This window comes from Butyrivibrio sp. LC3010, from assembly GCF_000424385.1.
In the GTDB taxonomy this organism is placed as follows: domain Bacteria; phylum Bacillota; class Clostridia; order Lachnospirales; family Lachnospiraceae; genus Butyrivibrio.
The window spans coordinates 63,094-86,929 of record NZ_AUJU01000025.1 but is presented as its reverse complement, the minus strand read 5'-3'; the positions used below and the strand labels follow the sequence as shown (position 1 = coordinate 86,929).

Here is a 23,836-nt window from a genome sequence, read left to right as displayed (position 1 = left end):
ATAATTTACTTCCTTTCTCAATTGCAGAGTTCCCTCTGCACTGGTGCATATCAAAATACTCTTTGGATTTACTTCTGATATGTTGTGTATTAACCTATGAGAATCCGTCTGTGAACACGTTGGAATTACCACCGACGAATACATATTGTAACTTTAGTTCTGGTCTTCACCTGTTCTAAGTGCAAGTCCAAGTTCATCAAGCTTTGCAAGTACTTCTTCAAGTGACTTACGTCCAAGATTACGTACTTTCATCATATCGTCAGGAGTCTTATTTGTAAGTTCCTCAACGGTATTGATTCCAGCTCTCTTGAGACAGTTGAATGAACGAACACTAAGTTCAAGTTCATCAATGCTCATCTCCAGAACCTTAACCTTATCATCATCTGCCTTCTCAACCATAACTTCTGCAGTCTTGGCATTCTCAGATAGATCAATGAAGAGGCTCAGATGCTCACTAAGAACCTTAGCTGCAAGGCTAACAGCCTCATCGGGAGCAAGTGTTCCGTTTGTATGAACATCAAGTGTCAGCTTATCATAGTCAGTAACCTGACCTACACGTGTATTTTCAACACTGACATTTACACGTTCTACAGGTGTATAGATAGAATCAACTGCAATCACACCGATAGGAAGATCTGCAAGCTTGTTCTTATCAGAGCTTACATATCCTCTGCCCTTAGTAATTGTAAGCTCCATGTAGAGCTTTGCATCTTTACCGGACAGTGTTGCAATAACCTGATCGGGATTTGTTATTTCGATATCCTGATCAACCTGAATATCAGCAGCTGTAACAACACCTTCACCTGTAAACTCGATGTATGCTGTCTTAGGCTCGTTCGTTTCAGAATTATTGCGAATTGCAAGATTCTTGATATTCATTATGATCTCAGTTACATCTTCCTTTACGCCGGGAATAGAACTGAACTCATGCAGTACACCTTCGATTTTGACCTGACTTACTGCTGCTCCAGGCAAAGAAGATAGCATAATCCTTCTAAGTGAGTTACCCAGGGTAATACCATAACCTCTCTCGAGAGGCTCTACAACGAATCTGCCGTACTTCTTGTCTTCTGAAATTTCAGCAACTTCAATATTTGGTCTTTCAAAATCAAACACTGACATACCCTCCTTATAGTTATTATTGTAATTACTAAAATACATTCGTCTGCATGTTTGAGACTAATGCATTTTTGAAATACTTCATTTTGGTTCTGAATTATTTCAAATTACTTAGAATACAACTCGACGATCAACATTTCATCAACAGGAACGTCGATTACATCTCTTGAAGGGAATTCTTTAACTGTTCCGCTAAGGTTTTCCTTATTTACATCAAGCCACTCAGGAACGATTCTGCCTGAAGTAATCTCAGCAATATCCTTAAATCTCTGGATATTTCTAGCTGCTTCCTTAACTTCGATTACATCACCAGCTTTGATGAGATATGAAGGAATATTTACAACCTTACCATTTATTGTTATGAACTTGTGAAGAACAATCTGTCTAGCTTCTCTTCTTGTTCTTGCAAAGCCCATACGGAAAACTACGTTATCAAGTCTGCGCTCAAGAAGAACCATAAGGTTTTCACCAGTCTGACCCTTCTGACGATCTGCCTTGTCGTAGTAGTTACGGAAAGGCTTCTCAAGTACGCCATAGATGAACTTAGCCTTCTGCTTCTCACGGAGCTGAAGTCCATACTCGCTCATCTTCTTGTTTGCTCTGCTGTTTGTTCTCTTGGACTTCTTGTCATATCCAAGGAATGTGGGATCCAAATCAAGTGATCTGCATCTTTTAAGTACTGGAACTCTGTTTACTGCCATTATTGGCTCCTTTCTTGTTCAGGAAAATCCTGACTGTTGTTTACAGCACGATAAACCGCACCTTCTTCCAACGAGTTAAAAATTAATAGTATCTATATATTCCAACAGAGCCAAACGTAAAACGCAGGCTCTGATGAAAAAGCAAAATAGGATTATACTCTGCGGCGCTTGGGCGGGCGGCATCCGTTATGAGGTACAGGTGTTACATCCGTAATACTGGTAACAGTAAGACCACTTGCAGCAAGAGCTCTGATAGCAGCTTCTCTTCCTGAACCCGGTCCCTTTACAAAGACATCAACAGTCTTAAGGCCATGAATAAGTGCAGCCTTTGTTGCTGTCTCTGCAGCCATCTGTGCAGCATAAGGAGTAGATTTCCTTGAACCTTTAAAACCAAGACCGCCTGCACTTGCCCAGCTAAGAGCATTACCTGCAGCATCTGTCAATGTAACGATTGTGTTATTGAAAGATGACTGAATGTGTGCCTGTCCGTGTTCAACGTTTTTCTTGACACGCTTCTTTGCTTTAGAAGCACTAGATTTCTGATTTGCCATTTTAAACTAACCTACTTTCTTCCTATGAATAATTCTTAAGTTACTGTATTTAATAAGAGAATTACTTCTTCTTATTAGCGATTGTTCTCTTAGGACCTTTTCTTGTTCTTGCATTAGTCTTTGTTCTTTGACCACGAACAGGAAGTCCTCTTCTGTGACGAATTCCTCTGTAGCATCCAATCTCTGAAAGACGCTTGATATTCATAGCGATTTCTCTTCTAAGATCACCTTCTACATCATAATCATTACCGATTATCTCAGCAATTTTCTTTACTTCATCATCTGTAAGATCACGAACACGTGTGTCGGGATTTACATTTGCAGCAGCAAGTATTTTGTTTGAGCTTGTTCTACCAATACCATAGATATATGTGAGACCAATCTCAACTCGCTTATCTCTAGGTAAGTCTACACCTGCAATACGAGCCATTTTTAAAATTCCTCCATTAAATAAAAATTGATGTTTCGCATATAATCAAGCAAAACAATGTTGTTTTCAGGAAATATGAATTTCCTTTATGGTTACTTGTTTGATTGGGGCAATCATCAGCCCAATCGGACAGTACTAAATCCGATCTTTCCAATACTCATTGGTATCAAAAAGTAATGTCAAAATGACTCGAATCAGCCCTGTCTCTGTTTGTGCTTAGGGTTTTCGCAAATTACACGAATAACGCCTTTTCTCTTAATAACCTTGCACTTTTCGCACATAGGCTTAACAGAAGACCTAACTTTCATTTGTAACTCCTTTCTGGTATACATGCGTACAAAAGGGCATACTTATACCCCTTTAAAAACGACCGCATTCAATAATAACATATATATTGAAATATTACAACTATAAATATAAATGATTTTTTATTTCATTTATTTTGCCAGAACCAAGTAGTACACCATCATGAAGAGAATCAAACAATTACTTATCTCTCCAAATAATTCTTCCTTTTGATAAATCATAAGGTGATAACTCAAGAGTAACCTTATCACCGGGAAGAATACGAATAAAATTCTGTCTAAGCTTACCACTAATGTGAGCAAGAACTACATGACCATTTTCAAGCTCTACTCTGAACATTGTATTTGGAAGCTTCTCTATTACTTTTCCTTCAATTTCAATTACATCTGCTTTAGACATTTATTTAACCTCATTTCTTTAATTCTTATGGTTCATTTAATGATTGTCAGTATCTCGGGTTCTCCCGAGGGAGTTATCGCTATTGTGTTCTCATAATGAGCTGCCAATGATCCATCAAGTGTAACAACTGTCCACTCATCATCCAGGAATGCAATTTTACGCTTTCCCATAGTTATCATTGGTTCAACACACAGAGTCATTCCGGCTTCAAGCTTTATTCCTCTTTTTAAAAACTGTCTGTAATTCGGAATGTAAGGTTCTTCATGTAACTCCGTCCCTATTCCATGTCCTGTCAATTCTCTGACTATCCCATAGCCATAGGGCTTTATAAAGGCATCTATCGCCTTGGAAATATCATAAAGTCTGTTACCTGCTTTAGCATATTTTATGCCTTCGAAGAAACTTTTTTCGGTAACATCTATGAGCTTTTGTGCCTGTTCGGATATATTGCCAACTCCCCACGTACGCGCAGCATCGGAATGATATCCCTTATATATAAGCCCCGTATCTAAAGAGACAATATCTCCTTCTTTCAAAATAGTATCTTCTTTTGGTATCCCGTGAACAACTTCGTCATTCACAGAAATACATACTGAAGCAGGGTAACCCTCATAATCCTTACAGTTTGGAATTCCGCCTCGTTTCCTGATGGCTTCTTCTCCAATTCGATCAATTTCCAGCGTGGAAATCCCCGGCCTGATCACATCATGCATTTCTTCATGAACCTGTGCAAGCAATTCGCCTGCCTTTCTCATGAGGTTCAATTCTTCTTCTGACTTAATTGTAACCGGCATTACTCATTACCTCATTGGTTAACCGAGAATACCTGTGATCTCATTGAAGACTTCCTGCATATCCTTTGTACCATCAACAGTCTTAAGTATATTTTTCTTAGTATAGTAATCAATAAGAGGCTGTGTCTGCTCATGGTAAACATTAAGACGATTCTTAACTGTCTCAGGCTTATCATCATCTCTCTGTACCAATTCACTACCACATGTATCACAAATACCTTCTGTCTTCGGAGGAATATGTTCAATATGATATGTAGCACCACATTTTAAGCATGCTCTTCTTCCTGACATTCTTCGGATAATATTTTCATCCGGTACATCAACATTTATAGCATAATCAACCTTATCGCCAAGCTTTGTAAGTTCCTTATCAAGAACATCAGCCTGAGGAATTGTACGCGGAAATCCATCAAGAACATATCCGTTCTTGCAATCTTCCTGTGCTACTCTATCTAAAAGTATCTCAACAGTAAGTTCATCCGGAACAAGCTGTCCCTGATCCATATACTCTTTAGCCTTTTTACCGAGCTCAGTTCCATTCTTAATATTTGCTCTAAAAATATCACCTGTAGAAATATGAGGAACCTTATACTTATCAGCTATCATCTTTGCCTGTGTACCTTTACCTGCACCAGGTGCTCCTAACATAATTATTTTCATACCCAGAAACTCTCCTTTATATTAACTAAGTCAAATTACATTTTTTATAAAATCAATTTTTAATTCTATAGAAAAATATTTCAATATGCACAAGAAGAGGTTAGGGAGTATACCTATAGATATACTCCTAAACCTCTTATGCTTTAATCATCTAAAAAACCTTTATAATTACGTACCAACATCTGTGATTCAATCTGTTTCACCGTTTCAAGAATAACACTTACAACAATGATAAGGCTCGTACCACCGAATGATACGTTTGCTCCAAATACACCATTAAAGAATATTGGAAGTACACCGATTATTGTTAAACCAATAGCTCCAATAAAGATGATGTAATTCAGAATGTTTGTTAAATAATCACTGGTGGGCTTTCCGGGACGAATACCTGGAATAAATCCACCTTGTTTCTTCATATTATCCGCAATTTCTAACGGATTAAATGTGATAGATGTATAGAAATATGCAAAGAAAATAAGCAATAATACATATACAACAAGTCCAATTGAATACTTCAAATTGGAAGTATCACACCAATAGCTTTGATTCAGGTATTTAAGAATCTCGCTCCAAGCTCCTGTTCCCTTATAGCCAACAAGCTGACTAATTATAATCGGGAACTGGAAAAGAGACATCGCAAAGATTATAGGCATAACACCTGCGGTGTTAACCTTAAGCGGAATCTCTGAATGGTTTCCACCATATGTTTTTCTCCCCTGAATCTTTTTTGCATACTGTACCGGTATTCTACGTTCTGCGCCGTTCAGAAGAACAACCATAACTACCATTGCAACAATAACTGCTACAATAATTATTACCGATACTACCCCCCTGGCAATATTTTTGCCTGTAACGAACTGTGTAAACAGGCTACTTAAATCGGAAGGCATTCTTGAGATAATGTTTATTGTAAGAACGATAGAAATACCATTTCCTACTCCATTATCTGTAATACGCTCTCCGATCCACATAAGGAATGCACTGCCGGCGGTAAGAGCTGCAACAATCTCAATTACATACAGAGGAGACTTCTCTATAAGGAAATTACTTCTGTAGAAACCTATTGCCATTGCAACAGACTCGATAAGAGCCAGTGCAACAGTAATATATCTTGTAAGAGCTGCAAGCTTCTTTCTTCCATCTTCTCCATCACGCTGCCATTCCTCGAACTTAGGAATAGCAATCGTGAGAAGCTGTATAATAATGGAAGATGTGATATAAGGTGTTATATTGAGTGCCAAAATTGACATATTCTCAAAAGATCCACCTGTAAATCGATCCATAAAACCAAAGGCATTATTTTCTGATAACTCTGCAAACCATTGCTGGAATACTGTTACGTTCATTCCAGGTACAGGTATTGCTGAACCAAGTCTGATCACTAAAAGCATAGCAAATGTGAACAGTAATTTTAATCTTATATCTTTGATTTTGAATGCATTCTTAATGGTTGTGAACATCAAATCACCTCTGCCGTTCCCCCAAGAGCTTCGATTTTCTCCTTAGCAGATGCACTATATGCATTTACCTTAACCGTAAGCTTTTTGGTAAATTCACCGTTTCCAAGTATCTTTACGCCATCATACTCATGCTTGATGATGCCTTTATCCTTAAGTGCCTGTACATCTACAACACTATCATTTTCAAAGCACTCAAGTGAACTTACATTTATTGCTACGATCTTCTTAGAATTAATGTTCTTAAATCCCCTTTTAGGAAGACGACGGAAAAGAGGCATCTGTCCGCCTTCAAATCCGGGTCTAGGAGCACCTGAACGAGCCTTCTGTCCTTTATGTCCCTTACCTGCAGTCTTGCCATTTCCTGAGCCATGACCGCGGCCTCTTCTGAAATTGTCATTCTGAACAGAACCCTCAGCAGGTCTCAAATTAGATAATTCCATGACTTTCCTCCTTTATTAGTTCAGTTCTTCAACCTTAACAAGGTGTCTGATCTGCTGGATCTGGCCTCTTGTTGAAGCGTTGTCCGGCAGTTCAACACTGCTGTTAAGTTTCTTAAATCCCATTGATTTTACCGTAGCAACCTGCTTCGGAACAGCACCAATAGTGGACTTAACCAATGTGATTTTAAGCTTCTTTCCACTTTCATTATTAGCTGCCATTGATTTTCTCCTTTACTAGCTGCCTATTTAATTAAGCGATAACTTCTTCTACAGATTTACCACGCTTCTTAGCAACTTCTTCCGGTGTCTTAAGATTTGCAAGACCATTTATGGTTGCATAAACTACATTCTGCTTATTGTTTGAACCAAGAGACTTTGTACGAATGTTCTTGATTCCAGCAAGTTCACATACTGAACGAGCAGGACCACCTGCGATGATACCGGTACCTTCTGGAGATCTCTTCAGCAGAACCTCTGCGGAACCGAACTTACCAATGAAATCATGTGTAATACTGTTGTTCTCATCAAGCGGAACTGTAATGAGGTTCTTTGTAGCGTCCTCCTTACCCTTACGGATTGCATCCGGAATTTCAGTAGACTTACCAAGACCTACACCTACATGACCGTTTCCGTCACCAACAACAACGAGTGCGGTAAACTTCATGTTACGTCCACCTTTAACAACCTTTGTAACTCGCTTGATGGTAACGACTTTATCTGTTAATTCAAGCTGACTTGCATCAACGATTGTACGCTTCATTATCTTTCTCCCTTCCTTAGAATTCTAAGCCTGCTTTTCTAGCTGCTTCAGCTAGTGCTGCTACCTTACCATGGTAGATGTAACCGCCTCTGTCGAAAACAACAGCCTTGATTCCCTTTTCCATTGCTCTCTTAGCAACAACATCACCAATATATGCAGCGGCTTCAACATTATCTGTAACCTTCAGAGCAGACTTAATGTCCTTCTCAAGTGTGGAAGCAGAAACGAGTGTCTTACCGGCAACATCATCGATAACCTGAGCATACATATGATTATTACTTCTGAAAACTGCAAGACGCGGTCTTTCAGCAGTGCCGCTGAAACGATTGCGAATTCTCAGATGCTTCTTTTCGCGACTTTTCTGTCTGGATTCTTTACTAACCATTTTAAACTCTCCTTATCTCTTACTTCTTACCGGTCTTACCAACCTTGCGGCGGATAACTTCATCAGCGTACTTGATTCCCTTGCCCTTATACGGCTCAGGAGCTCTCTTCTCTCTGATGATTGCTGCATGCTGGCCAACCTTTTCTTTATCTATACCCTTAACGATTATAGCATTTCCTTCTACAACTGTCTCGATTCCTTCAGGATCGTCAAGTTCAACAGGATGTGAATATCCAAGGGTTAAGGTGAGTTTCTTGCCGCTCTTTGCTGCTCTGTAACCTACACCATTAACTTCAAGCTTCTTCTCATAGCCATCTGTAACACCAACAACCATGTTGTTCAGAAGACTTCTTGAAAGTCCGTGAAGCGCTCTGGTTTTCTTCTGATCGTCAGGTCTCTTTACTTCGATCTGACCATCTTTTTGCTCGAACTGCATCTCTGCAGGAAAGACTCTCTCAAGAGTGCCCTTAGGACCCTTAACAGTCACCTTATTATTTTCTGCGACTTCTACTGTTACCCCAGCAGGAACCGCGATTGGCATTTTTCCAATTCGTGACATGCCCGTACCTCCAATTTACCATACAAATGCAAGAACTTCACCACCAACCTGAAGCTCTCTTGCTTTTTTATCAGTTACAACACCCTGGTTTGTAGAAATGATAGCGATACCAAGACCACCAAGTACTCTCGGAAGTTCATCTCTACCTGCGTATACACGAAGACCAGGCTTTGAAATTCTCTTTAATCCAGTGATAACCTTATCATTTCTGTCAGCACCGTACTTAAGTGTTATATGAAGATTCTTGAAACCATTCTCTTCAACAACGTCAAATTTCTTAATATAACCTTCATCAAGAAGAATGTTTGCGATAGCAAGCTTCATCTTTGAAGAGGGAACGTCAACAGTATCATGTTTTGCAGTGTTAGCATTACGAATTCTTGTAAGCATATCTGCAATAGGATCATTCATTGCCATTTTTGAAAAAGCCTCCTTAATTTTCTATTATTGCTTCGCCTTACTGTGCCCGTCTGCACAGAGACACGAAGCCGCAATGTATAAATATATTTCACAAGGAAGTTCTGCACTCGCTTAGCTCGCTATAAATAGCCTGCTAAGCTAGACAGCACCTCGCTAAGTGATTACAATTACCAACTAGCCTTACGTACACCCGGGATTTCGCCCTTGTAAGCTAACTCACGGAAACAAATTCTGCAGATTCCGTATTTTCTAAGATAAGCATGAGGACGACCGCAAATTCTGCAACGGTTGTATGCTCGTGTAGAAAACTTGGGTTTCATCTGCTGCTTTACCTTCATGGATAATTTAGCCATGTGTTCGATTCCTCCTATATTTTTCAAACCGAAAAACTGTTCAAACAGTTTGTATGTCATTCACCGGATTAGAAAATTCCTTATCTGGTGATTTGCTCATCCTTAATTACTTAGCGAAAGGCATGTTGAAGAGTGTTAAAAGCTCACGAGCCTCTTCATCTGTCTTGGCAGTTGTTGTGAAGATGATATCCATACCTCTTGTCTTGTCAACCTTATCATACTCGATTTCAGGGAAGATAAGCTGCTCTTTGATACCAAGAGCGTAGTTACCTCTACCATCAAATGCGTTAGGGTTAACACCACGGAAGTCGCGGACACGAGGAAGTGCAAGGTTTACGAGACGATCCATAAACTCGTACATCTTCTCACCACGAAGAGTTACTTTACAACCAATCGGCATACCTTCTCTAATCTTGAAGTTAGCGATTGACTTCTTAGCCTTTGTATAAACAGGCTTCTGGCCAGAGATGATCTGCATATCGTTTGCAGCGTTCTCAAGAACTTTTGCATTCTCTTTTGCTTCACCTACAGCCATGTTAATTACAATCTTATCGAGCTTCGGAACTTCCATAACGTTCTTGTAACCGAACTTCTTTGTCATAGCGCTCACGATCTCATCTTTATATAAATCCTTATATCTACTCAAAGCTCCTTACCTCCTTTCCTATCAGTCAATGACATCACCAGTTGATTTTGCGATGCGGACCTTCTTACCATCCTCAACCTTGAAACCAACACGTGTTGCCTTTCCCTTATGAACATACATAACGTTGGAGATGTCCATGGGAGCTTCCTGCTGAATGATACCACCGTTGGGGTTAGATGCAGAGGGCTTTGTGTGCTTTGTAACCATGTTAGCACCCTCAACTACTACCTTACCATTCTTTGTGTCAACGGAGAGTACCTTGCCTTCTTTATCTTTGCTCTTACCAGCAATAACCTTAACGGTATCGCCCTTTTTAATCTTACTTGTAGACATTCGGTGCCTCCTTATAATACTTCCGGAGCGAGAGAAAGAATCTTCATGTACTTCTTATCACGAAGCTCTCTTGCAACGGGTCCAAAAATACGAGTTCCCTTCGGGTTACCTTCATCGTTGATGATAACTGCAGCGTTCTCATCGAAACGGATGTAAGAACCATCCTTACGGCGAGTCTCCTTAACAGTACGTACTACAACTGCCTTAACGACATCACCCTTCTTTACAACGCCGCCTGGTGTTGCTTCTTTGACCGAAGCAACAACTACATCGCCGATTCTCGCATATCTTCTTGTAGAACCGCCCATAACACGAATTGTCAAAAGTTCTTTTGCACCAGTGTTATCAGCAACTCTAAGTCTGCTTTCCTGCTGAATCATGTTATTTCTCCTTTATAATCAACTATCAGCTAATTACTTAGCACGCTCAATAATCTGAACCAGTCTCCATCTCTTGTCTTTAGAGATCGGTCTTGTTTCCATAACCTTGACTGTATCACCTATATGGCACTCATTGTTCTCATCATGAGCCTTCAGCTTATAGGTTCTTTTTACGATCTTCTTGTAAAGAGGGTGCTTTACATGATCTTCGATGGAAACAACGATGGTCTTATCCATCTTATCGCTTGTTACTTTACCAACACGCGTTTTTCTTAAATTTCTTTCCACGATATACTCCTTTCAGGATTCCATTACTGTGCTGCTTTCTGTGTAATCACAGTCTGAATTCTAGCAATATTCTTTCTAACCTCTTTAATTCTTGCTGTGTTATCCAGCTGGTTAGTTGCGTTCTGGAATCTCAGATTAAAAAGTTCCTTTTTAGCTGATACAAGCTCCTGGCTGAGTTCCTCAGCAGACTTAGCTTTCAGCTCTTCTACATACTTATTAGTTTTCATTGGATGCACCGCCTTCCAAATCAGCCTTTGAAACGATCTTGCACTTGCAAGGAAGTTTGTGTGTTGCAAGACGAAGTGCTTCTCTTGCAACTTCTTCATCGACTCCGCCGATTTCAAACATTACACGTCCAGGCTTAACAACTGCTACCCAGTAATCTACAGAACCCTTACCGGAACCCATACGAGTTTCAGCAGGCTTCGCTGTAACAGGCTTGTCAGGGAAAATCTTGATCCAAACCTGACCACCACGCTTGATGAAACGAGTCATAGCGACACGGGCTGCCTCGATCTGATTTGAACGAATCCAGCAGGGCTCAAGCGCTACTATTCCATACTCACCGTATGCGATTGTGTTGCCGCGTGTAGCCTTACCAGCCATAGAACCGCGGAACTGCTTACGATGCTTTACTCTCTTCGGCATTAACATTATTTATCGCTCCCTTCCTTATCTGAATTCTCGGATGCTTTAGTCGGAAGTACTTCACCCTTATAGATCCATACCTTTACACCAACCTTACCATAGGTTGTATCTGCCTCAGCAAAACCATAATCAATATCTGCTCTAAGTGTCTGAAGCGGGATTGTACCCTCGCTGTAGAATTCGCTACGAGCGATATCAGCACCACCAAGACGACCACTGCAGCAAGCCTTGATACCCTGTGCATCTGTCTTCATTGTTCTGCTCATGCATGACTTCATAGCACGACGGAAAGATACACGATTCTCAAGCTGCTGAGCAATGTTTTCAGCAACAAGCTGAGCGTCCTTATCGGGCTTCTTGATTTCTTTAATATCAACAAGAACCTTCTTATCTGTAAGCTTTGAAAGCTCCTTCTTAGTAACTTCGATCTCTGCGCCACCCTTACCAATTACGAAACCGGGCTTTGCTGTATAAACGATTACCTTAACGCGATCAGATGCTCTCTCGATCTCAATCTTTGAGATACCTGCAGCGTAAAGCTTCTTCTTCAGAAACTTTCTGATTTTGTAATCTTCAACAAGATTGTCTGCAAACTCGTCATTCTCTGCATACCACTTGGAATCCCAATCTGCAATGATGCCGACTCTGAGGCCATGAGGATTAACTTTCTGTCCCATTGAACTTACTTTCTCCTTTCTTATCTCTCATCCAGAATTAAAGTCAAATGGCTTAATCTCTTCTGAATTCTGTATGCTCTACCCTGAGCTCTAGGCTGAATTCTCTTCATAATCGGGCCATTGCTTGCATTGCACTCTGCAATGTACAGATTTGCTCTGTTCATGCCGTTGTTATTTTCAGCATTTGCAATTGCAGAATTAAGTAACTTATAAATAACGCTGGAAGCGTATCTTGGATTGTACTCCAGGATAGCAAGTGCTGTCTCAACGTCCTTACCCCTGATAGCATCCATTACGAAGCATGCCTTCTGAACAGGGATTCTTGCGTAAGATAATTTAGCTGAAGGTCTTGTATCCTTCTGAGCATTTCTCTCTCTTTTAACTTGAGATCTATGTGCTGTTGCCATAGATTTAACCTCCTTTCAATGTTGAACCAAGTCACAAGAACTTAGCGAACTCCACCCTTCTTCTCAGGAGAGTTGCCTGCGTGACCTCTGTAGGTTCTTGTAGGAACAAACTCACCAAGTTTGTGACCAACCATATCTTCCGTTACATATACCGGAATATGCTTTCTTCCGTCATGAACAGCGATTGTGTGTCCAACGAAGGAAGGGAAAATCGTGGAACGACGGGACCATGTCTTAACAATCTGCTTCTGATTCTCAGCATTCATTGCATCGATCTTCTTAAGCAAACTTGCATCTGCGAAAGGTCCCTTTTTAAGTGATCTAGACATTGTCATTCTCCTCTCGTATATGTCAATACGTTTTCTTACTGTCGGATGAAATCACCAGACCGCTAAATCCAGTCAAGTGATTTGTTCATCCTTTATCAACCGGCATCAATTATTTGATAGCCTTACCATCTCTTCTTCTGATGATCATCTTGTTAGAAGCCTTTTTCTTCTTACGTGTCTTGTAACCAAGAGCAGGCTTACCCCAAGGTGTGCACGGACCGGGACGACCGATAGGTGCTCTACCCTCACCACCACCATGCGGGTGATCATTCGGGTTCATAACTGATCCACGAACTGTAGGGCGGATACCCATGTGACGCTTACGACCAGCTTTACCGATATTGATAAGGTTATGATCAATGTTACCAACTGTACCGATTGTTGCACGACACTCGATTGGAACAAGTCTCATTTCGCCTGAAGGAAGACGAAGTGTTGCATACTTTCCTTCTTTAGCCATGAGCTGAGCAGAGTTACCAGCTGAACGAACAAGCTGACCGCCTCTTCCAGGATAAAGCTCAATGTTGTGAATGCTTTCACCAACAGGGATGTTAGCAAGAGGGAGGCAGTTACCGATACGAACTTCGGCATCAGGACCATTCATGATTGTCATGCCATCCTTAAGACCCTGAGGTGCAAGAATGTATGCCTTTGTGCCATCCTCATACTCAAGCAGTGCGATGTTAGCTGTTCTGTTAGGATCGTACTCGATACCGATAACCTTTGCTGTGCACTCATCTTTTGAACGCTTGAAATCGATAATTCTGTACTTTCTTCTTCCGCCGCCACCGCGATGTCTAACTGTAATCTTACCCTGGTTATTACGTCCAGCCTTTGAATTCTTAGAAACAAGGAGGCTCTTCTCAGGAGTGCTCTTTGTGATCTCTGAGAAATCAGAACCTGTCATGTTTCTTCTGGACGGTGTATATGGGCCGTATTTCTTAATTCCCATGATTATCTCCTTTTTATTATCATGCACGGTTTAAAACCTGGATCCGGACTTTGTTAAGATCCTGTGCATATAGTCAATTAGTTATTATCAAAGTCCCTGGAATATCTCGATATCCTTACTATCTGCAGTGAGCTGTACGATAGCCTTCTTAATCTTAGCAGTTCTGCCATAAGTCATTCCACGTCTCTTAAGCTTACCATTTGCATTAAGAGTGTTAACCTTGGAAACCTTAGCGCCATCGAACATCTTCTCAACTGCTTCCTTTATCTGAGTCTTGTTTGCTTCAGGATGAACGAAGAAAGTGTATTTCTTTTCGCCCATGGCATTCATGCTCTTCTCTGTAAGTACAGGCTCAAGGATTACATCATAATACTGTAAAGCTGCCATTATGCATACACCTCCTCGATTTTTGCAACTGCGTCCTTAGTAAGAACGAGTGTCTGAGCGTTTACGATATCGTAAACATTGATTGTATTTGTAAGAGTTGTCTTAACCTCTGCAAGGTTCTTAGCTGACTTAACAACCTTCTCGTCATTCTCAGCAACAACAACAAGTGCCTTGCGAGTAGCCTTAAGGTTAGTCATTACCTCAGCAAATTTCTTTGTCTTGAACTCATCAAACTTAAGCTCATCAAGAACAACAAGCTTACCTGTCTGAACCTTGTCTGTGAGTGCAGACTTAAGAGCTGCTCTCTTCTCTTTCTGGTTCATTTTGAAAGAGTAATCTCTCGGAACGGGAGCGAATACTACACCGCCGCCTGTCCACTGAGGAGATCTTGTTGAACCCTGTCTTGCATGACCGGTTCCCTTCTGTCTCCAAGGCTTGCGACCACCTCCGCTAACTTCGGAACGTGTCTTTGCCTTCTGAGTACCCTGGCGATTATTAGCAAGTTGCTGGATAACTGCCATGTGTACGAGATGTTCATTAACTTCAACTCCGAAGATGGCATCATTAAGCTCGATGCTGCCAACTTCTTTGCCTTCCATATTGTAAACAGATACGTTAGCCATCTGTATGTTCCTCCTTTCGTGAAAAGTTATGCCTCAACCTTTGTGGTTTCCTTGATTGTTACAAGTCCCTTCTTCGGTCCAGGTACTGCGCCCTTTACAAGGATCAGATTCTTCTCAGCATCTACACGAACAACCTCAAGATTCTGAACTGTTACCTTAACGCATCCCATGTGACCAGGCATTCCTTTTCCCTTGAATACACGGCTCGGATCGGAACTGGATCCGTTAGAACCCTGATGACGGTGGAACTTAGAACCATGAGCCATGGGTCCTCTGTGCTGACCATTCTTCTTGATAGCACCCTGGAATCCCTTACCCTTGGATGTTGCAGTAGCATCAATCTTGTCGCCAGCAGCGAAGATGTCTGCCTTAATCTCACTTCCAAGCTCATATTCAGAAGCATTCTCGAATTTGAACTCGCGAACAAATCTCTTGCAGGATACGCCTGCCTTCTTGAAGTGACCCTGCTGAGCCTTGTTTACACCATGTGCATGTACGATAGTCTTTTTGCCGTTCTTGTCTCTGTTGATGATCTTTTCTTTCTTATCAACATAGCCAACCTGAACTGCACTGTAACCATCATTTTCAACGGTCTTGATCTGTGTTACTACACAGGGTCCTGCCTGTAAAACAGTTACAGGAACAAGTGAACCGTCTTCGTTGAAGATCTGTGTCATACCGATCTTCGTAGCTAAGATAGCCTTCTTCATTGTATTTACCTCCTTATTACATCTACAGCGGATGCTTGTTTCATTCGTAATGTCGCTTTAATTGCCATTTTGCAATTCTCCAGTTTTCACGGCATCATACGCCTCGCATCATACTAGTAGAGGTTTACATTAGTTACCGATGAATTATTTCATCTTGATATTGATGTTTACACCTGCAGGCATCTCTAATCTCTGAAGAGCCTCAACTGTCTTAGGTGTAGGTGTGATGATATCGATCAGTCTCTTATGTGTTCTCTGCTCGAACTGCTCTCTGGAATCCTTGTACTTATGTACAGCACGAAGGATTGTTACTACTTCCTTCTTTGTAGGAAGCGGTACAGGTCCGCTGACCTGAGATCCGTTCTTCTTAACTGTTTCGATGATCTTCTTTGCAGAAGCATCTACGAGCTGATGATCATACGCCTTAAGAGTAATTCTCATTACCTGATTTGCCATAAAAAAAGTCGCCTCCTTTTCGCACTTTAATTAGATAAGTACGACAAGCGGTGACTGTACACTCTCCCGTGTGTGTCATGGATTCAAATTTCTAAAAAACCCTGTTTTCACACGTCGTTTCTGCTAGCATAGCTTCGCAGACATTTTGTTTGTACAGTGACTTGTCGTCAGATTGTCAGACCAATTGGTCCCTTGACATTCGCTCCACGGAAAACCTGTCTCACTGGATAAGACAGCAACCTCACGCTTCACAGCTATCATGTCACAGCATGGATTACTATATATCATTTTTTCATTTCATGCAAGCATAATTTTCAAAATTAATCACTTTTTAATAAAAATAGGCAATTTTAGCCATTTGGGCTTGATTTATTTTAATCTATTTTATGCATACACTAGCATTTTATGCATTTTCGGATAAAATGTGTAAATGTTTCTTCTATATTATATAGAAAATTTTCATGATATTATTTATTATGTTGTTATGGGTCATTTACTCATTTATGTCAACGGTTTTTATAAATTCCGAATGACTATATAACTACTATTTATTAATGTACACCAATCCAAATAACAACATTTATTATTATAAGGAGTATTTATGTGGATTGCAAATAACTGGAAAGATTATCAGGTTATAGATACCTCTGATGGAGAGAAGCTTGAACGCTGGGGTGATTACATGCTTGTAAGGCCCGATCCTCAGGTAATTTGGAAGACTCCCAAAAAGCATATGGGATGGAAGAAATGGAATGCACGTTACCAGAGAAGTAACAAGGGCGGCGGAGAATGGGACTTCAGATCCCTTCCGGAGGAATGGACAATTAATTATAAGGAACTCACCTTTCATTTAAAGCCATTCAGTTTTAAACATACAGGATTGTTCCCTGAACAGGCTGCCAATTGGGACTGGTTCTCTGAGCTGATCAAAAATGCAGACCGTCCGATCAAGGTGCTTAATCTTTTTGCATATACCGGCGGAGCTACCGTATCCGCTGCCAAAGCAGGTGCTTCCGTTACACACGTTGATGCAGCCAAAGGTATGGTTGCATGGGCAAAAGAAAATGCCGCTTCCTCCGGTCTTGCAGAAGCTCCCATCAGATATCTTGTTGACGATTGTGGAAAATTTGTTGATCGTGAGATCAGACGCGGTAATCATTATGATGGCATCATCATGGATCCTCCTTCCTACGGAAGAGGTCCCAAGGGAGAAATATGGAAAATTGAAGACTGTGTATATGATCTTATATTAAGAAGTGTTCAGTTGCTTTCAGACAAGCCTTTATTCTTCCTTATTAATTCATACACCACAGGATTACAGCCTGCAGTTCTTTCTTATATGATACACTCGGCTATCGATCCGCTTCATAAAGGCACGGTAGAAGCAGATGAAGTAGGGCTTCCTGTTTCATCAAACGGACTGGTTCTTCCTTGCGGAGCAAGTGGAAGATGGACAGCTCTATAAACAAATTTTGAGTACTCAGTATTTACACCAAGCTCCACCAGGCTCTAAAGCACCATACCAAGTGGATTTGCATGGCTGGCACTAAGTTCGAAAAGAGCCTTGCTAAGTACTCTGCTCAGATATAAAAACGAAAGGGACAAAATTTTCTTTTGCACCTTTCGTTTTTTATCACATTCATAGCGAAGTTTTTAATATTTAGTTTTGATTACTTTTCCTTCTGAGCATAGCATTCTGTTCAGCACGGATTTCACGTCTTATAATCTCCATTGTCTCACAGTCAGCCCTCTCCTCCTCCTCAGTCGGAGTCATAACGTACGGCTTTCCATCACCTGCATCTATTCTCTCGCGAATCTGTTGCATTCTTCTGTCTAGCTGATTTATAAGATCTGCGCTGAATTTCAGATCTTCAGAAATGAGCTGTGCGTTTTCAATATCTTTCTTATACTTCATCTTATGTTCCAGGCTAGCCCAAAAATCCATTGCAATGGTTCTAAACTGAACTTCGACCTTTATCATTTCCTTAACATCTGTAAGAAAGATAGGGGTTTCAATTATAAGATGCAAGCTTCTGTAGCCGCTCTCTTTTGGAGTGGAAATATAATCTTTTTCAACAAGGACATTAACGTCATCCTGCTTTTTCAAGCAATCGGCAAGCATATAAATATCATCAACAAAAGAACAAATCGCTCTACAGCCTGCGATATCAGAAATATTGCTCTCAATATTCTCTATCGAAAAAGGTATCCCTTTGCGATTCAATTTTTCATATATACTTACCGGTGTCTTTATTCTGCTTTTTATACTCTCAAAAGGATTTCGATTGTTTTTAAGTGAAAACTCTTTATTAAGGACCTCAAGCTTAGTTCTCACTTCTGATAAAGCACAATCATACTTCATCATCATCATCTGGAATTCCTGCACCTGCCCTCTCATGATAAGCAGTTGCTCAACTTCCTTCTGTGATACATTATTAACGTTAAGTAGTGACTTCTGCTCATTGGTCATCAGAGTCCTGTCGAGCGAAGTTAAGTCTAGATTCCCAATAGCCATGGGCATTCCTCCGAATTACTATTATGCCCCCTCAATAATAATTATATCACTTACATTCAATTATTTATGAATTAAGTCTAAAGCTTTTATAATGTTAATAGTAAAGCTACATTATATTATAATTATTTCGAAAAAAACTTTCCTTTTTTATTCCCCTGCAGATTCTGCAGTCATATCTGCATATGATATTATACGATAATTAAGTGAAGCTCTGGGGCCTGCAAGCACTTTAAGTCTGTCCTGCAATCTTCTGTGTACAAGCATGCACTCCTCTACTCCGGTTCCGGTAAGCAATACGAGATACTGGGTTCTGGAATACTTACAAAAAGCATCCCCATGCCTGAGAGTCTCATTTATGGCATCCTTCAAAGTCTCCATTCGTCTCTCGGCCTTCTCTTCCTGTCTGATCTCTTTTCCTTCATAGTCAGCTATTGTAAGAAGAAGCAGAAATACAGTTAATCCATGCCTCTCCATATTTCTGCTTAGTATATGGTATGAAGCGCTCATTTCAGGGAAAAGGCACTCATAAGGTCCACCCTCATCCTCTCCGAGAAGTCCATTTTTAAGTGAATTCTCTGCTGCCACATCGCCTTCTTCACCATCAGTTCCGGAGAAAGCTGCATCCTGTAGCTTCTGATAGCATCTCTGCATATTCTCGGTGGGTGTGATTCCAAGTTCCTCTGCATAGTACCTTATCATCTCTTCATAAAGAATATATGCTTTCTTGTAATCCTTCATATGCCTATATGCATTAATCTCTCCAACCTGCCACTCGCAGTCAGGATCAATAACTGATGCATTATGAAAAACTCTCGCCATCTTCACATAATTCTTCTTGGATTTATAGAAATCAGCAAGGAAATCAACACACTCTTCGTAAAGCGTTCTTAAGTCCTCGCTCTTTTTAGATATCCAGTACAAATCATTTAATTCAGGTAAAAAGTCACCTTTATATAAGTCAAAAGCTTTTTGATAATTCTCAGCTTTTTCCTCATAGTCTGAAGCATTCCTGGCAGCATTTATGTATCTGACAAATTCAACAGTATCCGTCACTGCATCGACTTCAGGCGCTGCCTTATAGACACCATCAGAAAATGCCACTACATTCCCTCCAGGAATGCCGGCTTTCTCAGCAACCTTCCTGAACTGATAGATGAGGTTGTTCATACTGTTATTCAGATTACTTTTTACATTGAGATCCTCAGAATAAATATCATCCTGAAGATCCTCTTTACTGACACCTTCGCTTCCTGCAGTAAAAACTCTGGCGACAAGCTGAATATACTTAGAAGCCCGGTTTCTTCCCAATGTGATTTCCTTATCATTACAGATTATTTCGAAGCCACCTAATGTTTTGATGTCAAGTTTGGTCTTTTTCATATCCCTCTCGTATCATAAAGTCCGTTATGGTCTCCCCATGACCCGTGATACTTATACCCCTTCTGAAGTAGTATTCTGGCTAGAGAATCATATCTTTAGCCGAAATTTATTATATCATGTCTATAATCATATATTAAGCAATTATTACAAATTTTCAAAGGAGATAATCTCTCCAAGTGTTCTGCTTAAGCAAGCTCCACTAAACTCGATAATACCTCGTCAAGTGCTCTGCTCAAAAGAAAGGAATCCCGCTTTCCTTAGAAATCCGGGATTCCATAACTGACTAATCTCTTATTTGCCTGTATACAGTCAGGCCTTTTCTGAATTATTCCAGATTAGCGGCACAATCCTGCAAAAGTGAAATAATAGGCAAGTGCTGAGGACATGCGCCTTCACACTGTCCACACTGAACACATGCAGAAGCAAGTCCTTTATCTCTGGTGGCGTTTGCATAATTCCACTTGGCACCTTCTGTGTTATTGTAAATAAGCTGCTGATTCCTTGCATTGAAAATATCAGGAATCGGAATCTGCATAGGACAGCCTTCAACGCAATAATGACATGAAGTACATTTAATGTTGTCCACTGCATTCATAGCCTCTACAACCTTTTTAACTGTATCCTGCTCTGTCTCATCAAGAGGCTTGAAATTCCTCATATAGCTGAGATTATCTCTCATCTGTTCAATGTTGCTCATTCCGGACAGAACTGTGATTATTCCTTCCATACCTGCTACATAACGTATTGCCCAGCTGGCAGGTGAAAGATCTGGATTAACTTTCTTGAATAACTCAGTAACCTGAGGGATAGGATTCGCCAAGGCTCCACCCTTTACAGGCTCCATAACAGTGATGGATTTACCGTGCTTTCTTGCAACCTCGTAGCATGCACGAGACTGAACTGATGGATTCTCCATATCAGCATAATTTATCTGAAGCTGTATAAAATCCACCTCCGGGTGCTTTGTGAGCAGTTCATCCAAAAACTCAGGATCATCATGGAAAGAGAACCCCCAATTCTTAATGAGTCCTTTCTCCTTCTGTTCAAGAACATAATCCCAAAGATGATAATCATCATAATAACTGATATTGTTTCTTGCAAGCGCATGAAGAAGATAATAATCAAAATATCCTGCTCCGGTACGCTCTAAGCTTGTGAATAGCTGCTGTTTAGCGCTTTCTTCATCCTTTGCAACACGTGCATTAAGCTTTGTACAAACTGTGTAGCTTTCTCTGGGATATCTGTCTGCCACAGCCAACTTAAAGGCCTCTTCACTCTTACCATCATCATATACATATGCGGTATCAAAATATGTTCCACCAGCCTCTATAAACTCATCCACCATCTTTGAAATATGCGGAATATCCATGCTTCCATCAGCATTTTTGGGAAGACGCATCAAACCAAATCCTAATTTAAATACATCCTTGCCAAACCAATCTGCCATAAGAAAAAACCTCCTGAAATATAGCATTTAGAACATTCATATTTATGCCAATATAATTGGCATATGCCAAATTACTGATATTATAAACCATCTTGGCAAATATCTGAACAAGTATATACTTAATATTTTTTTATTTTTATCGAAAGTCTTCCTTTTCTGGTCTCCTTCTGCACTCCGTCATAGACGAATTTTCCATATCCTCTGACAGAAACTCTTGCTCCTGGTTTGAGGTCATAGCCGGCGCTATATGCAGTCTTTCCGTCAACAAATACAGACTCGGCTTCAACAAGGTCATGCGCTTTACTTCTGCTAAGCTTATAAACAAGCGCCAGAATAGCATCCAATCTCTCAGATGAAACAGTTCCTTCTATTTCCTGGTACTCAGGAACTATATCACACTCTGTAGCTTTAACCTTTTTACATCTCACCGTAGTATGCTTAACCCTGAAAAGCTCATTGCATATAAGATCAGCGACATCATTCATTACAAAGACGAATGCTTTAGTCTGATCAGTCCTGATATCTCCTATCCTGTTTCTCTCTATCCCAAGATTCATAAGAGCACCAAGAAAATCACGGTGTGTAAGTTCATCTGCAAATCTTTTGTTTACGGGTTCTATCAGTATGCAGCTGATGACATCTGACTGTTCCGCTTCTGCCTGTAAAAAGCTCTCCTCATCCAGATATGATGGAAGAAAACACATCACAGCCCTCTCAGGCTCTGATGTGCCTCCATATATGCAATAATCCACTCCGTCTATCTGATTTTCTCCTGTCACAAGTCCATTTGCAGCACATGCGCTCTTTACATCATATATCTCAGATAGTGATAAAAAATCCGTATGTGTGACATAATTATTCTCAAAAGCTCTTCTGGCAAGATCCTTTATCCTGCCAAATAAAACCTTATCAATTTCCATAAATTACCTTAAACAGAATCACAGATTACCAAAACGCTCAATCGCTCTTAAGGTGTTTTCTCTGCTGCCAAATGCAGTAAGTCTGAAGTAATGCTCACCTGACGGACCAAATCCTGATCCCGGAGTTCCAACCACATTTACTTTTTCAAGCAGGTAATCAAAGAACTCCCAGCTTGTCATATCATCAGGCGTCTTCATCCAGATATAAGGCGCATTCACTCCGCCATATATCTCATATCCGGCGCGCTTTAATCCTTCCGAGATTATTGATGCATTTTCCTTATAATATTGTATCTGCGCTCTGATCTGTTTCCTTCCTTCATCAGAATAGGCAGCTTCACCTGCTCTTTGAACAATGTAAGGAGCGCCGTTATACTTGGTTCCATGTCTTCTTGCCCAAAGAGGCCACAATTTCTCGCCGCCCGTAGATAGTTCTTTCGGTATTACTGTATACCCAAGTCTCAATCCTGTAAATCCGGCAGTTTTGGAAAAAGATCTGAATTCTATTGCGCAGTCCTTAGCACCTTCACATTCATAAATACTGTGAGGCACATCATCCTCAGAAATAAATGCCTCATATGCTGCGTCATAAAGAATGATCGAATCATTTCTGTTAGCAAAGTCTACCCACTCCTGAAGCTTATCCTTTTTCATTACTGCACCTGTGGGGTTATTGGGAAAACACAAATAAATAAGATCAGGAATCTCATCAGGTATGTCAGGCGTAAAATCATTTTCCTTAGTACACTTCATATAAATAACATCCTTGAAGCGCTCTATTTCAGGCATATATTCACCTGTTCTTCCTGCCATTACATTGGAATCAACATAAACCGGATAAACAGGGTCACATACGGCAATTTTGTTATCAAGGCCAAATATTTCCTGGATATTTCCGCAGTCGCTCTTGGCACCGTCTGACACGAAAATTTCATCAGGATCTATATCACACCCTCTATCCTTAAAATCCTTCTCTGAGATGATATTTCTTAAAAAATCATATCCAAGATCCGGAGCGTATCCTTTGAAGGTGTCAGAATTGCCCATCTCATCCACTGCATTATGAAGCGCATCAACTATTGCCGGTGCAAGAGGCTGTGTTACATCGCCGATTCCAAGTCTTATAATCTCTTTATCTGGATTCTTCTCTGAGAACTCTCTTACCTTTTTCCCTATTGTGGAAAACAGATAACTTCCGGGAAGCTTTAGATAATTGTAATTTATTCGTGCCATTTTTCGTTATACTCCTTCCATGGTTTTGCTTCTTAATTAAAGAAAAAAGGCGTCATGGAATAATCCAAGACGCCTTTGCCTTATGATTTAATTTACAACTGCCTGTAATTATGTGTCAAGCTACTTTTCGCTTAATCATATAAAACATATTGACATGCTAAATAAAAG

36 protein-coding genes are annotated in these 23,836 nt (G+C 40.4%); 1 reads left to right on the top strand and 35 read right to left on the bottom strand.

Translation table 11 applies throughout. The features are described from left to right. Positions 1-153: 153 nt before the first annotated feature. The 30 genes from G622_RS0115560 to rpsJ form a co-directional block, all read right to left on the bottom strand. Entirely contained in the window at positions 154-1,116 is a 963-nt protein-coding gene (locus G622_RS0115560) for a DNA-directed RNA polymerase subunit alpha (protein ID WP_026511468.1), read from the bottom strand. 110 nt (positions 1,117-1,226) lie between these two features. Then, positions 1,227-1,820, bottom strand: a complete 594-nt coding sequence (rpsD, locus tag G622_RS0115555; RefSeq protein WP_026511467.1) for a 30S ribosomal protein S4 — start codon at positions 1,818-1,820, stop codon at positions 1,227-1,229. Between the two features lie 152 nt (positions 1,821-1,972). Then, positions 1,973-2,371 carry a 30S ribosomal protein S11 gene (gene rpsK, locus G622_RS0115550; RefSeq protein WP_026511466.1) on the bottom strand — a complete coding sequence of 133 codons (399 nt, stop codon included), beginning with the start codon at positions 2,369-2,371 and terminating at the stop codon, positions 1,973-1,975. A 61-nt stretch (positions 2,372-2,432) separates the two neighbouring features. Continuing rightward, positions 2,433-2,801: a 30S ribosomal protein S13 gene (rpsM, locus tag G622_RS0115545; RefSeq protein ID WP_022761315.1), complete on the bottom strand. Its 369-nt coding sequence runs from the start codon at positions 2,799-2,801 to the stop codon at positions 2,433-2,435. Between the two features lie 194 nt (positions 2,802-2,995). Then, positions 2,996-3,109 (bottom strand): 50S ribosomal protein L36, encoded by a 114-nt coding sequence (gene rpmJ / locus G622_RS25420; RefSeq protein ID WP_022754357.1) that lies wholly within the window; start codon positions 3,107-3,109, stop codon positions 2,996-2,998. Between the two features lie 178 nt (positions 3,110-3,287). Continuing rightward, a complete protein-coding gene (infA, locus tag G622_RS0115540) occupies positions 3,288-3,506 on the bottom strand; it encodes a translation initiation factor IF-1 (RefSeq protein WP_026511465.1) in 219 nt (72 codons plus the stop codon). Positions 3,507-3,538: 32 nt separating this feature from the next. Further along, positions 3,539-4,300, bottom strand: coding sequence for a type I methionyl aminopeptidase (gene map / locus G622_RS0115535; protein ID WP_026511464.1), 762 nt, complete (start codon positions 4,298-4,300; stop codon positions 3,539-3,541). A gap of 18 nt (positions 4,301-4,318) precedes the next feature. Continuing rightward, positions 4,319-4,960 (bottom strand): adenylate kinase, encoded by a 642-nt coding sequence (locus G622_RS0115530; RefSeq protein ID WP_026511463.1) that lies wholly within the window; start codon positions 4,958-4,960, stop codon positions 4,319-4,321. Positions 4,961-5,103: 143 nt separating this feature from the next. Beyond that, positions 5,104-6,420: a preprotein translocase subunit SecY gene (secY, locus tag G622_RS0115525; RefSeq protein WP_026511462.1), complete on the bottom strand. Its 1,317-nt coding sequence runs from the start codon at positions 6,418-6,420 to the stop codon at positions 5,104-5,106. Further along, on the bottom strand, positions 6,420-6,860 hold the full coding sequence (gene rplO, locus G622_RS0115520) for a 50S ribosomal protein L15 (RefSeq protein ID WP_026511461.1): 441 nt from the start codon (positions 6,858-6,860) through the stop codon (positions 6,420-6,422). The genes secY and rplO overlap by 1 nt, the downstream gene beginning before the upstream one ends. Positions 6,861-6,875: 15 nt before the next feature. Further along, complete coding sequence (rpmD, locus tag G622_RS0115515; protein ID WP_026511460.1) at positions 6,876-7,079, bottom strand: 50S ribosomal protein L30; 204 nt, start codon at positions 7,077-7,079, stop codon at positions 6,876-6,878. Positions 7,080-7,110: 31 nt separating this feature from the next. After that, positions 7,111-7,620: a 30S ribosomal protein S5 gene (rpsE, locus tag G622_RS0115510; protein WP_026511459.1), complete on the bottom strand. Its 510-nt coding sequence runs from the start codon at positions 7,618-7,620 to the stop codon at positions 7,111-7,113. Between the two features lie 16 nt (positions 7,621-7,636). Continuing rightward, positions 7,637-8,005 (bottom strand): 50S ribosomal protein L18, encoded by a 369-nt coding sequence (gene rplR / locus G622_RS0115505; protein WP_026511458.1) that lies wholly within the window; start codon positions 8,003-8,005, stop codon positions 7,637-7,639. A 19-nt stretch (positions 8,006-8,024) separates the two neighbouring features. Then, positions 8,025-8,564 carry a 50S ribosomal protein L6 gene (gene rplF, locus G622_RS0115500; protein ID WP_026511457.1) on the bottom strand — a complete coding sequence of 180 codons (540 nt, stop codon included), beginning with the start codon at positions 8,562-8,564 and terminating at the stop codon, positions 8,025-8,027. 15 nt (positions 8,565-8,579) lie between these two features. Continuing rightward, on the bottom strand, positions 8,580-8,981 hold the full coding sequence (rpsH, locus tag G622_RS0115495; RefSeq protein ID WP_026511456.1) for a 30S ribosomal protein S8: 402 nt from the start codon (positions 8,979-8,981) through the stop codon (positions 8,580-8,582). Between the two features lie 170 nt (positions 8,982-9,151). Beyond that, positions 9,152-9,337: a type Z 30S ribosomal protein S14 gene (locus G622_RS0115490; protein ID WP_022761326.1), complete on the bottom strand. Its 186-nt coding sequence runs from the start codon at positions 9,335-9,337 to the stop codon at positions 9,152-9,154. Between the two features lie 106 nt (positions 9,338-9,443). Continuing rightward, positions 9,444-9,983, bottom strand: coding sequence for a 50S ribosomal protein L5 (gene rplE / locus G622_RS0115485; RefSeq protein WP_022761327.1), 540 nt, complete (start codon positions 9,981-9,983; stop codon positions 9,444-9,446). A 21-nt stretch (positions 9,984-10,004) separates the two neighbouring features. Then, a complete protein-coding gene (gene rplX / locus G622_RS0115480; protein WP_026511455.1) occupies positions 10,005-10,316 on the bottom strand; it encodes a 50S ribosomal protein L24 in 312 nt (103 codons plus the stop codon). Between the two features lie 11 nt (positions 10,317-10,327). Continuing rightward, positions 10,328-10,696 carry a 50S ribosomal protein L14 gene (gene rplN, locus G622_RS0115475; protein WP_026493610.1) on the bottom strand — a complete coding sequence of 123 codons (369 nt, stop codon included), beginning with the start codon at positions 10,694-10,696 and terminating at the stop codon, positions 10,328-10,330. A gap of 33 nt (positions 10,697-10,729) precedes the next feature. Beyond that, a complete protein-coding gene (rpsQ, locus tag G622_RS0115470) occupies positions 10,730-10,984 on the bottom strand; it encodes a 30S ribosomal protein S17 (protein WP_022761330.1) in 255 nt (84 codons plus the stop codon). A 23-nt stretch (positions 10,985-11,007) separates the two neighbouring features. Beyond that, on the bottom strand, positions 11,008-11,211 hold the full coding sequence (rpmC, locus tag G622_RS0115465) for a 50S ribosomal protein L29 (RefSeq protein WP_022761331.1): 204 nt from the start codon (positions 11,209-11,211) through the stop codon (positions 11,008-11,010). After that, positions 11,201-11,638: a 50S ribosomal protein L16 gene (rplP, locus tag G622_RS0115460; protein WP_022761332.1), complete on the bottom strand. Its 438-nt coding sequence runs from the start codon at positions 11,636-11,638 to the stop codon at positions 11,201-11,203. The genes rpmC and rplP overlap by 11 nt, the downstream gene beginning before the upstream one ends. After that, positions 11,638-12,309, bottom strand: coding sequence for a 30S ribosomal protein S3 (gene rpsC, locus G622_RS0115455; RefSeq protein WP_026511454.1), 672 nt, complete (start codon positions 12,307-12,309; stop codon positions 11,638-11,640). Before rpsC ends, rplP begins: the two co-directional genes overlap by 1 nt. Before the next feature lie 20 nt (positions 12,310-12,329). After that, on the bottom strand, positions 12,330-12,716 hold the full coding sequence (rplV, locus tag G622_RS23185; RefSeq protein ID WP_044914681.1) for a 50S ribosomal protein L22: 387 nt from the start codon (positions 12,714-12,716) through the stop codon (positions 12,330-12,332). A gap of 41 nt (positions 12,717-12,757) precedes the next feature. After that, positions 12,758-13,045, bottom strand: a complete 288-nt coding sequence (rpsS, locus tag G622_RS0115445; RefSeq protein WP_026511452.1) for a 30S ribosomal protein S19 — start codon at positions 13,043-13,045, stop codon at positions 12,758-12,760. Positions 13,046-13,154: 109 nt separating this feature from the next. After that, the gene (gene rplB / locus G622_RS0115440; RefSeq protein ID WP_026511451.1) at positions 13,155-13,997 is read right to left on the bottom strand and encodes a 50S ribosomal protein L2; all 843 of its coding nucleotides are present in this window, start codon (positions 13,995-13,997) and stop codon (positions 13,155-13,157) included. Positions 13,998-14,084: 87 nt separating this feature from the next. Then, positions 14,085-14,384 (bottom strand): 50S ribosomal protein L23, encoded by a 300-nt coding sequence (rplW, locus tag G622_RS0115435; RefSeq protein WP_022761337.1) that lies wholly within the window; start codon positions 14,382-14,384, stop codon positions 14,085-14,087. Continuing rightward, the gene (gene rplD / locus G622_RS0115430; RefSeq protein ID WP_026511450.1) at positions 14,384-15,007 is read right to left on the bottom strand and encodes a 50S ribosomal protein L4; all 624 of its coding nucleotides are present in this window, start codon (positions 15,005-15,007) and stop codon (positions 14,384-14,386) included. Before rplD ends, rplW begins: the two co-directional genes overlap by 1 nt. Positions 15,008-15,033: 26 nt before the next feature. Then, the gene (gene rplC, locus G622_RS0115425; RefSeq protein ID WP_026511449.1) at positions 15,034-15,717 is read right to left on the bottom strand and encodes a 50S ribosomal protein L3; all 684 of its coding nucleotides are present in this window, start codon (positions 15,715-15,717) and stop codon (positions 15,034-15,036) included. A gap of 144 nt (positions 15,718-15,861) precedes the next feature. Then, positions 15,862-16,173, bottom strand: a complete 312-nt coding sequence (gene rpsJ / locus G622_RS0115420) for a 30S ribosomal protein S10 (RefSeq protein WP_022761340.1) — start codon at positions 16,171-16,173, stop codon at positions 15,862-15,864. A gap of 601 nt (positions 16,174-16,774) precedes the next feature. Here rpsJ and G622_RS0115415 point away from each other — a divergent pair. After that, positions 16,775-17,638, top strand: coding sequence for a class I SAM-dependent methyltransferase (locus G622_RS0115415; RefSeq protein ID WP_026511448.1), 864 nt, complete (start codon positions 16,775-16,777; stop codon positions 17,636-17,638). Between the two features lie 195 nt (positions 17,639-17,833). On the opposite strand, the gene G622_RS23180 is transcribed toward G622_RS0115415, so the two are convergent. The 5 genes from G622_RS23180 to G622_RS0115390 form a co-directional block, all read right to left on the bottom strand. Continuing rightward, entirely contained in the window at positions 17,834-18,688 is an 855-nt protein-coding gene (locus G622_RS23180; protein WP_081675355.1) for a GTP pyrophosphokinase, read from the bottom strand. 147 nt (positions 18,689-18,835) lie between these two features. Beyond that, positions 18,836-20,068, bottom strand: a complete 1,233-nt coding sequence (locus tag G622_RS0115405; RefSeq protein ID WP_026511447.1) for a bacterial transcriptional activator domain-containing protein — start codon at positions 20,066-20,068, stop codon at positions 18,836-18,838. A 325-nt stretch (positions 20,069-20,393) separates the two neighbouring features. Next, positions 20,394-21,515, bottom strand: a complete 1,122-nt coding sequence (locus tag G622_RS0115400; protein ID WP_026511446.1) for an aldo/keto reductase — start codon at positions 21,513-21,515, stop codon at positions 20,394-20,396. A gap of 119 nt (positions 21,516-21,634) precedes the next feature. Beyond that, a complete protein-coding gene (locus tag G622_RS0115395) occupies positions 21,635-22,435 on the bottom strand; it encodes a YlmH family RNA-binding protein (protein WP_044957847.1) in 801 nt (266 codons plus the stop codon). Between the two features lie 18 nt (positions 22,436-22,453). Further along, positions 22,454-23,668: an LL-diaminopimelate aminotransferase gene (locus tag G622_RS0115390; protein WP_026511444.1), complete on the bottom strand. Its 1,215-nt coding sequence runs from the start codon at positions 23,666-23,668 to the stop codon at positions 22,454-22,456. Positions 23,669-23,836: the final 168 nt, after the last annotated feature.

Bases quoted from the DNA above. Each gene is read 5' to 3' on its own strand.
- rpsD (WP_026511467.1), bottom strand. From the start codon at position 1,820: ATGGCAGTAAACAGAGTTCCAGTACTTAAAAGATGCAGATCACTTGAT.
- rpsK (WP_026511466.1), bottom strand. From the start codon at position 2,371: ATGGCAAATCAGAAATCTAGTGCTTCTAAAGCAAAGAAGCGTGTCAAG.
- rpsM (WP_022761315.1), bottom strand. From the start codon at position 2,801: ATGGCTCGTATTGCAGGTGTAGACTTACCTAGAGATAAGCGAGTTGAG.
- rpmJ (WP_022754357.1), bottom strand. From the start codon at position 3,109: ATGAAAGTTAGGTCTTCTGTTAAGCCTATGTGCGAAAAGTGCAAGGTT.
- infA (WP_026511465.1), bottom strand. From the start codon at position 3,506: ATGTCTAAAGCAGATGTAATTGAAATTGAAGGAAAAGTAATAGAGAAG.
- map (WP_026511464.1), bottom strand. From the start codon at position 4,300: ATGCCGGTTACAATTAAGTCAGAAGAAGAATTGAACCTCATGAGAAAG.
- G622_RS0115530 (WP_026511463.1), bottom strand. From the start codon at position 4,960: ATGAAAATAATTATGTTAGGAGCACCTGGTGCAGGTAAAGGTACACAG.
- secY (WP_026511462.1), bottom strand. From the start codon at position 6,420: ATGTTCACAACCATTAAGAATGCATTCAAAATCAAAGATATAAGATTA.
- rplO (WP_026511461.1), bottom strand. From the start codon at position 6,860: ATGGAATTATCTAATTTGAGACCTGCTGAGGGTTCTGTTCAGAATGAC.
- rpmD (WP_026511460.1), bottom strand. From the start codon at position 7,079: ATGGCAGCTAATAATGAAAGTGGAAAGAAGCTTAAAATCACATTGGTT.
- rpsE (WP_026511459.1), bottom strand. From the start codon at position 7,620: ATGAAGCGTACAATCGTTGATGCAAGTCAGCTTGAATTAACAGATAAA.
- rplR (WP_026511458.1), bottom strand. From the start codon at position 8,005: ATGGTTAGTAAAGAATCCAGACAGAAAAGTCGCGAAAAGAAGCATCTG.
- rplF (WP_026511457.1), bottom strand. From the start codon at position 8,564: ATGTCACGAATTGGAAAAATGCCAATCGCGGTTCCTGCTGGGGTAACA.
- rpsH (WP_026511456.1), bottom strand. From the start codon at position 8,981: ATGGCAATGAATGATCCTATTGCAGATATGCTTACAAGAATTCGTAAT.
- G622_RS0115490 (WP_022761326.1), bottom strand. From the start codon at position 9,337: ATGGCTAAATTATCCATGAAGGTAAAGCAGCAGATGAAACCCAAGTTT.
- rplX (WP_026511455.1), bottom strand. From the start codon at position 10,316: ATGTCTACAAGTAAGATTAAAAAGGGCGATACCGTTAAGGTTATTGCT.
- rplN (WP_026493610.1), bottom strand. From the start codon at position 10,696: ATGATTCAGCAGGAAAGCAGACTTAGAGTTGCTGATAACACTGGTGCA.
- rpmC (WP_022761331.1), bottom strand. From the start codon at position 11,211: ATGAAAACTAATAAGTATGTAGAAGAGCTGAAAGCTAAGTCTGCTGAG.
- rplP (WP_022761332.1), bottom strand. From the start codon at position 11,638: ATGTTAATGCCGAAGAGAGTAAAGCATCGTAAGCAGTTCCGCGGTTCT.
- rpsC (WP_026511454.1), bottom strand. From the start codon at position 12,309: ATGGGACAGAAAGTTAATCCTCATGGCCTCAGAGTCGGCATCATTGCA.
- rplV (WP_044914681.1), bottom strand. From the start codon at position 12,716: ATGGCAACAGCACATAGATCTCAAGTTAAAAGAGAGAGAAATGCTCAG.
- rpsS (WP_026511452.1), bottom strand. From the start codon at position 13,045: ATGTCTAGATCACTTAAAAAGGGACCTTTCGCAGATGCAAGTTTGCTT.
- rplB (WP_026511451.1), bottom strand. From the start codon at position 13,997: ATGGGAATTAAGAAATACGGCCCATATACACCGTCCAGAAGAAACATG.
- rplW (WP_022761337.1), bottom strand. From the start codon at position 14,384: ATGGCAGCTTTACAGTATTATGATGTAATCCTTGAGCCTGTACTTACA.
- rplD (WP_026511450.1), bottom strand. From the start codon at position 15,007: ATGGCTAACGTATCTGTTTACAATATGGAAGGCAAAGAAGTTGGCAGC.
- rplC (WP_026511449.1), bottom strand. From the start codon at position 15,717: ATGAAGAAGGCTATCTTAGCTACGAAGATCGGTATGACACAGATCTTC.
- rpsJ (WP_022761340.1), bottom strand. From the start codon at position 16,173: ATGGCAAATCAGGTAATGAGAATTACTCTTAAGGCGTATGATCATCAG.
- G622_RS0115415 (WP_026511448.1), top strand. From the start codon at position 16,775: ATGTGGATTGCAAATAACTGGAAAGATTATCAGGTTATAGATACCTCT.
- G622_RS23180 (WP_081675355.1), bottom strand. From the start codon at position 18,688: ATGGCTATTGGGAATCTAGACTTAACTTCGCTCGACAGGACTCTGATG.
- G622_RS0115405 (WP_026511447.1), bottom strand. From the start codon at position 20,068: ATGAAAAAGACCAAACTTGACATCAAAACATTAGGTGGCTTCGAAATA.
- G622_RS0115400 (WP_026511446.1), bottom strand. From the start codon at position 21,515: ATGGCAGATTGGTTTGGCAAGGATGTATTTAAATTAGGATTTGGTTTG.
- G622_RS0115395 (WP_044957847.1), bottom strand. From the start codon at position 22,435: ATGGAAATTGATAAGGTTTTATTTGGCAGGATAAAGGATCTTGCCAGA.
- G622_RS0115390 (WP_026511444.1), bottom strand. From the start codon at position 23,668: ATGGCACGAATAAATTACAATTATCTAAAGCTTCCCGGAAGTTATCTG.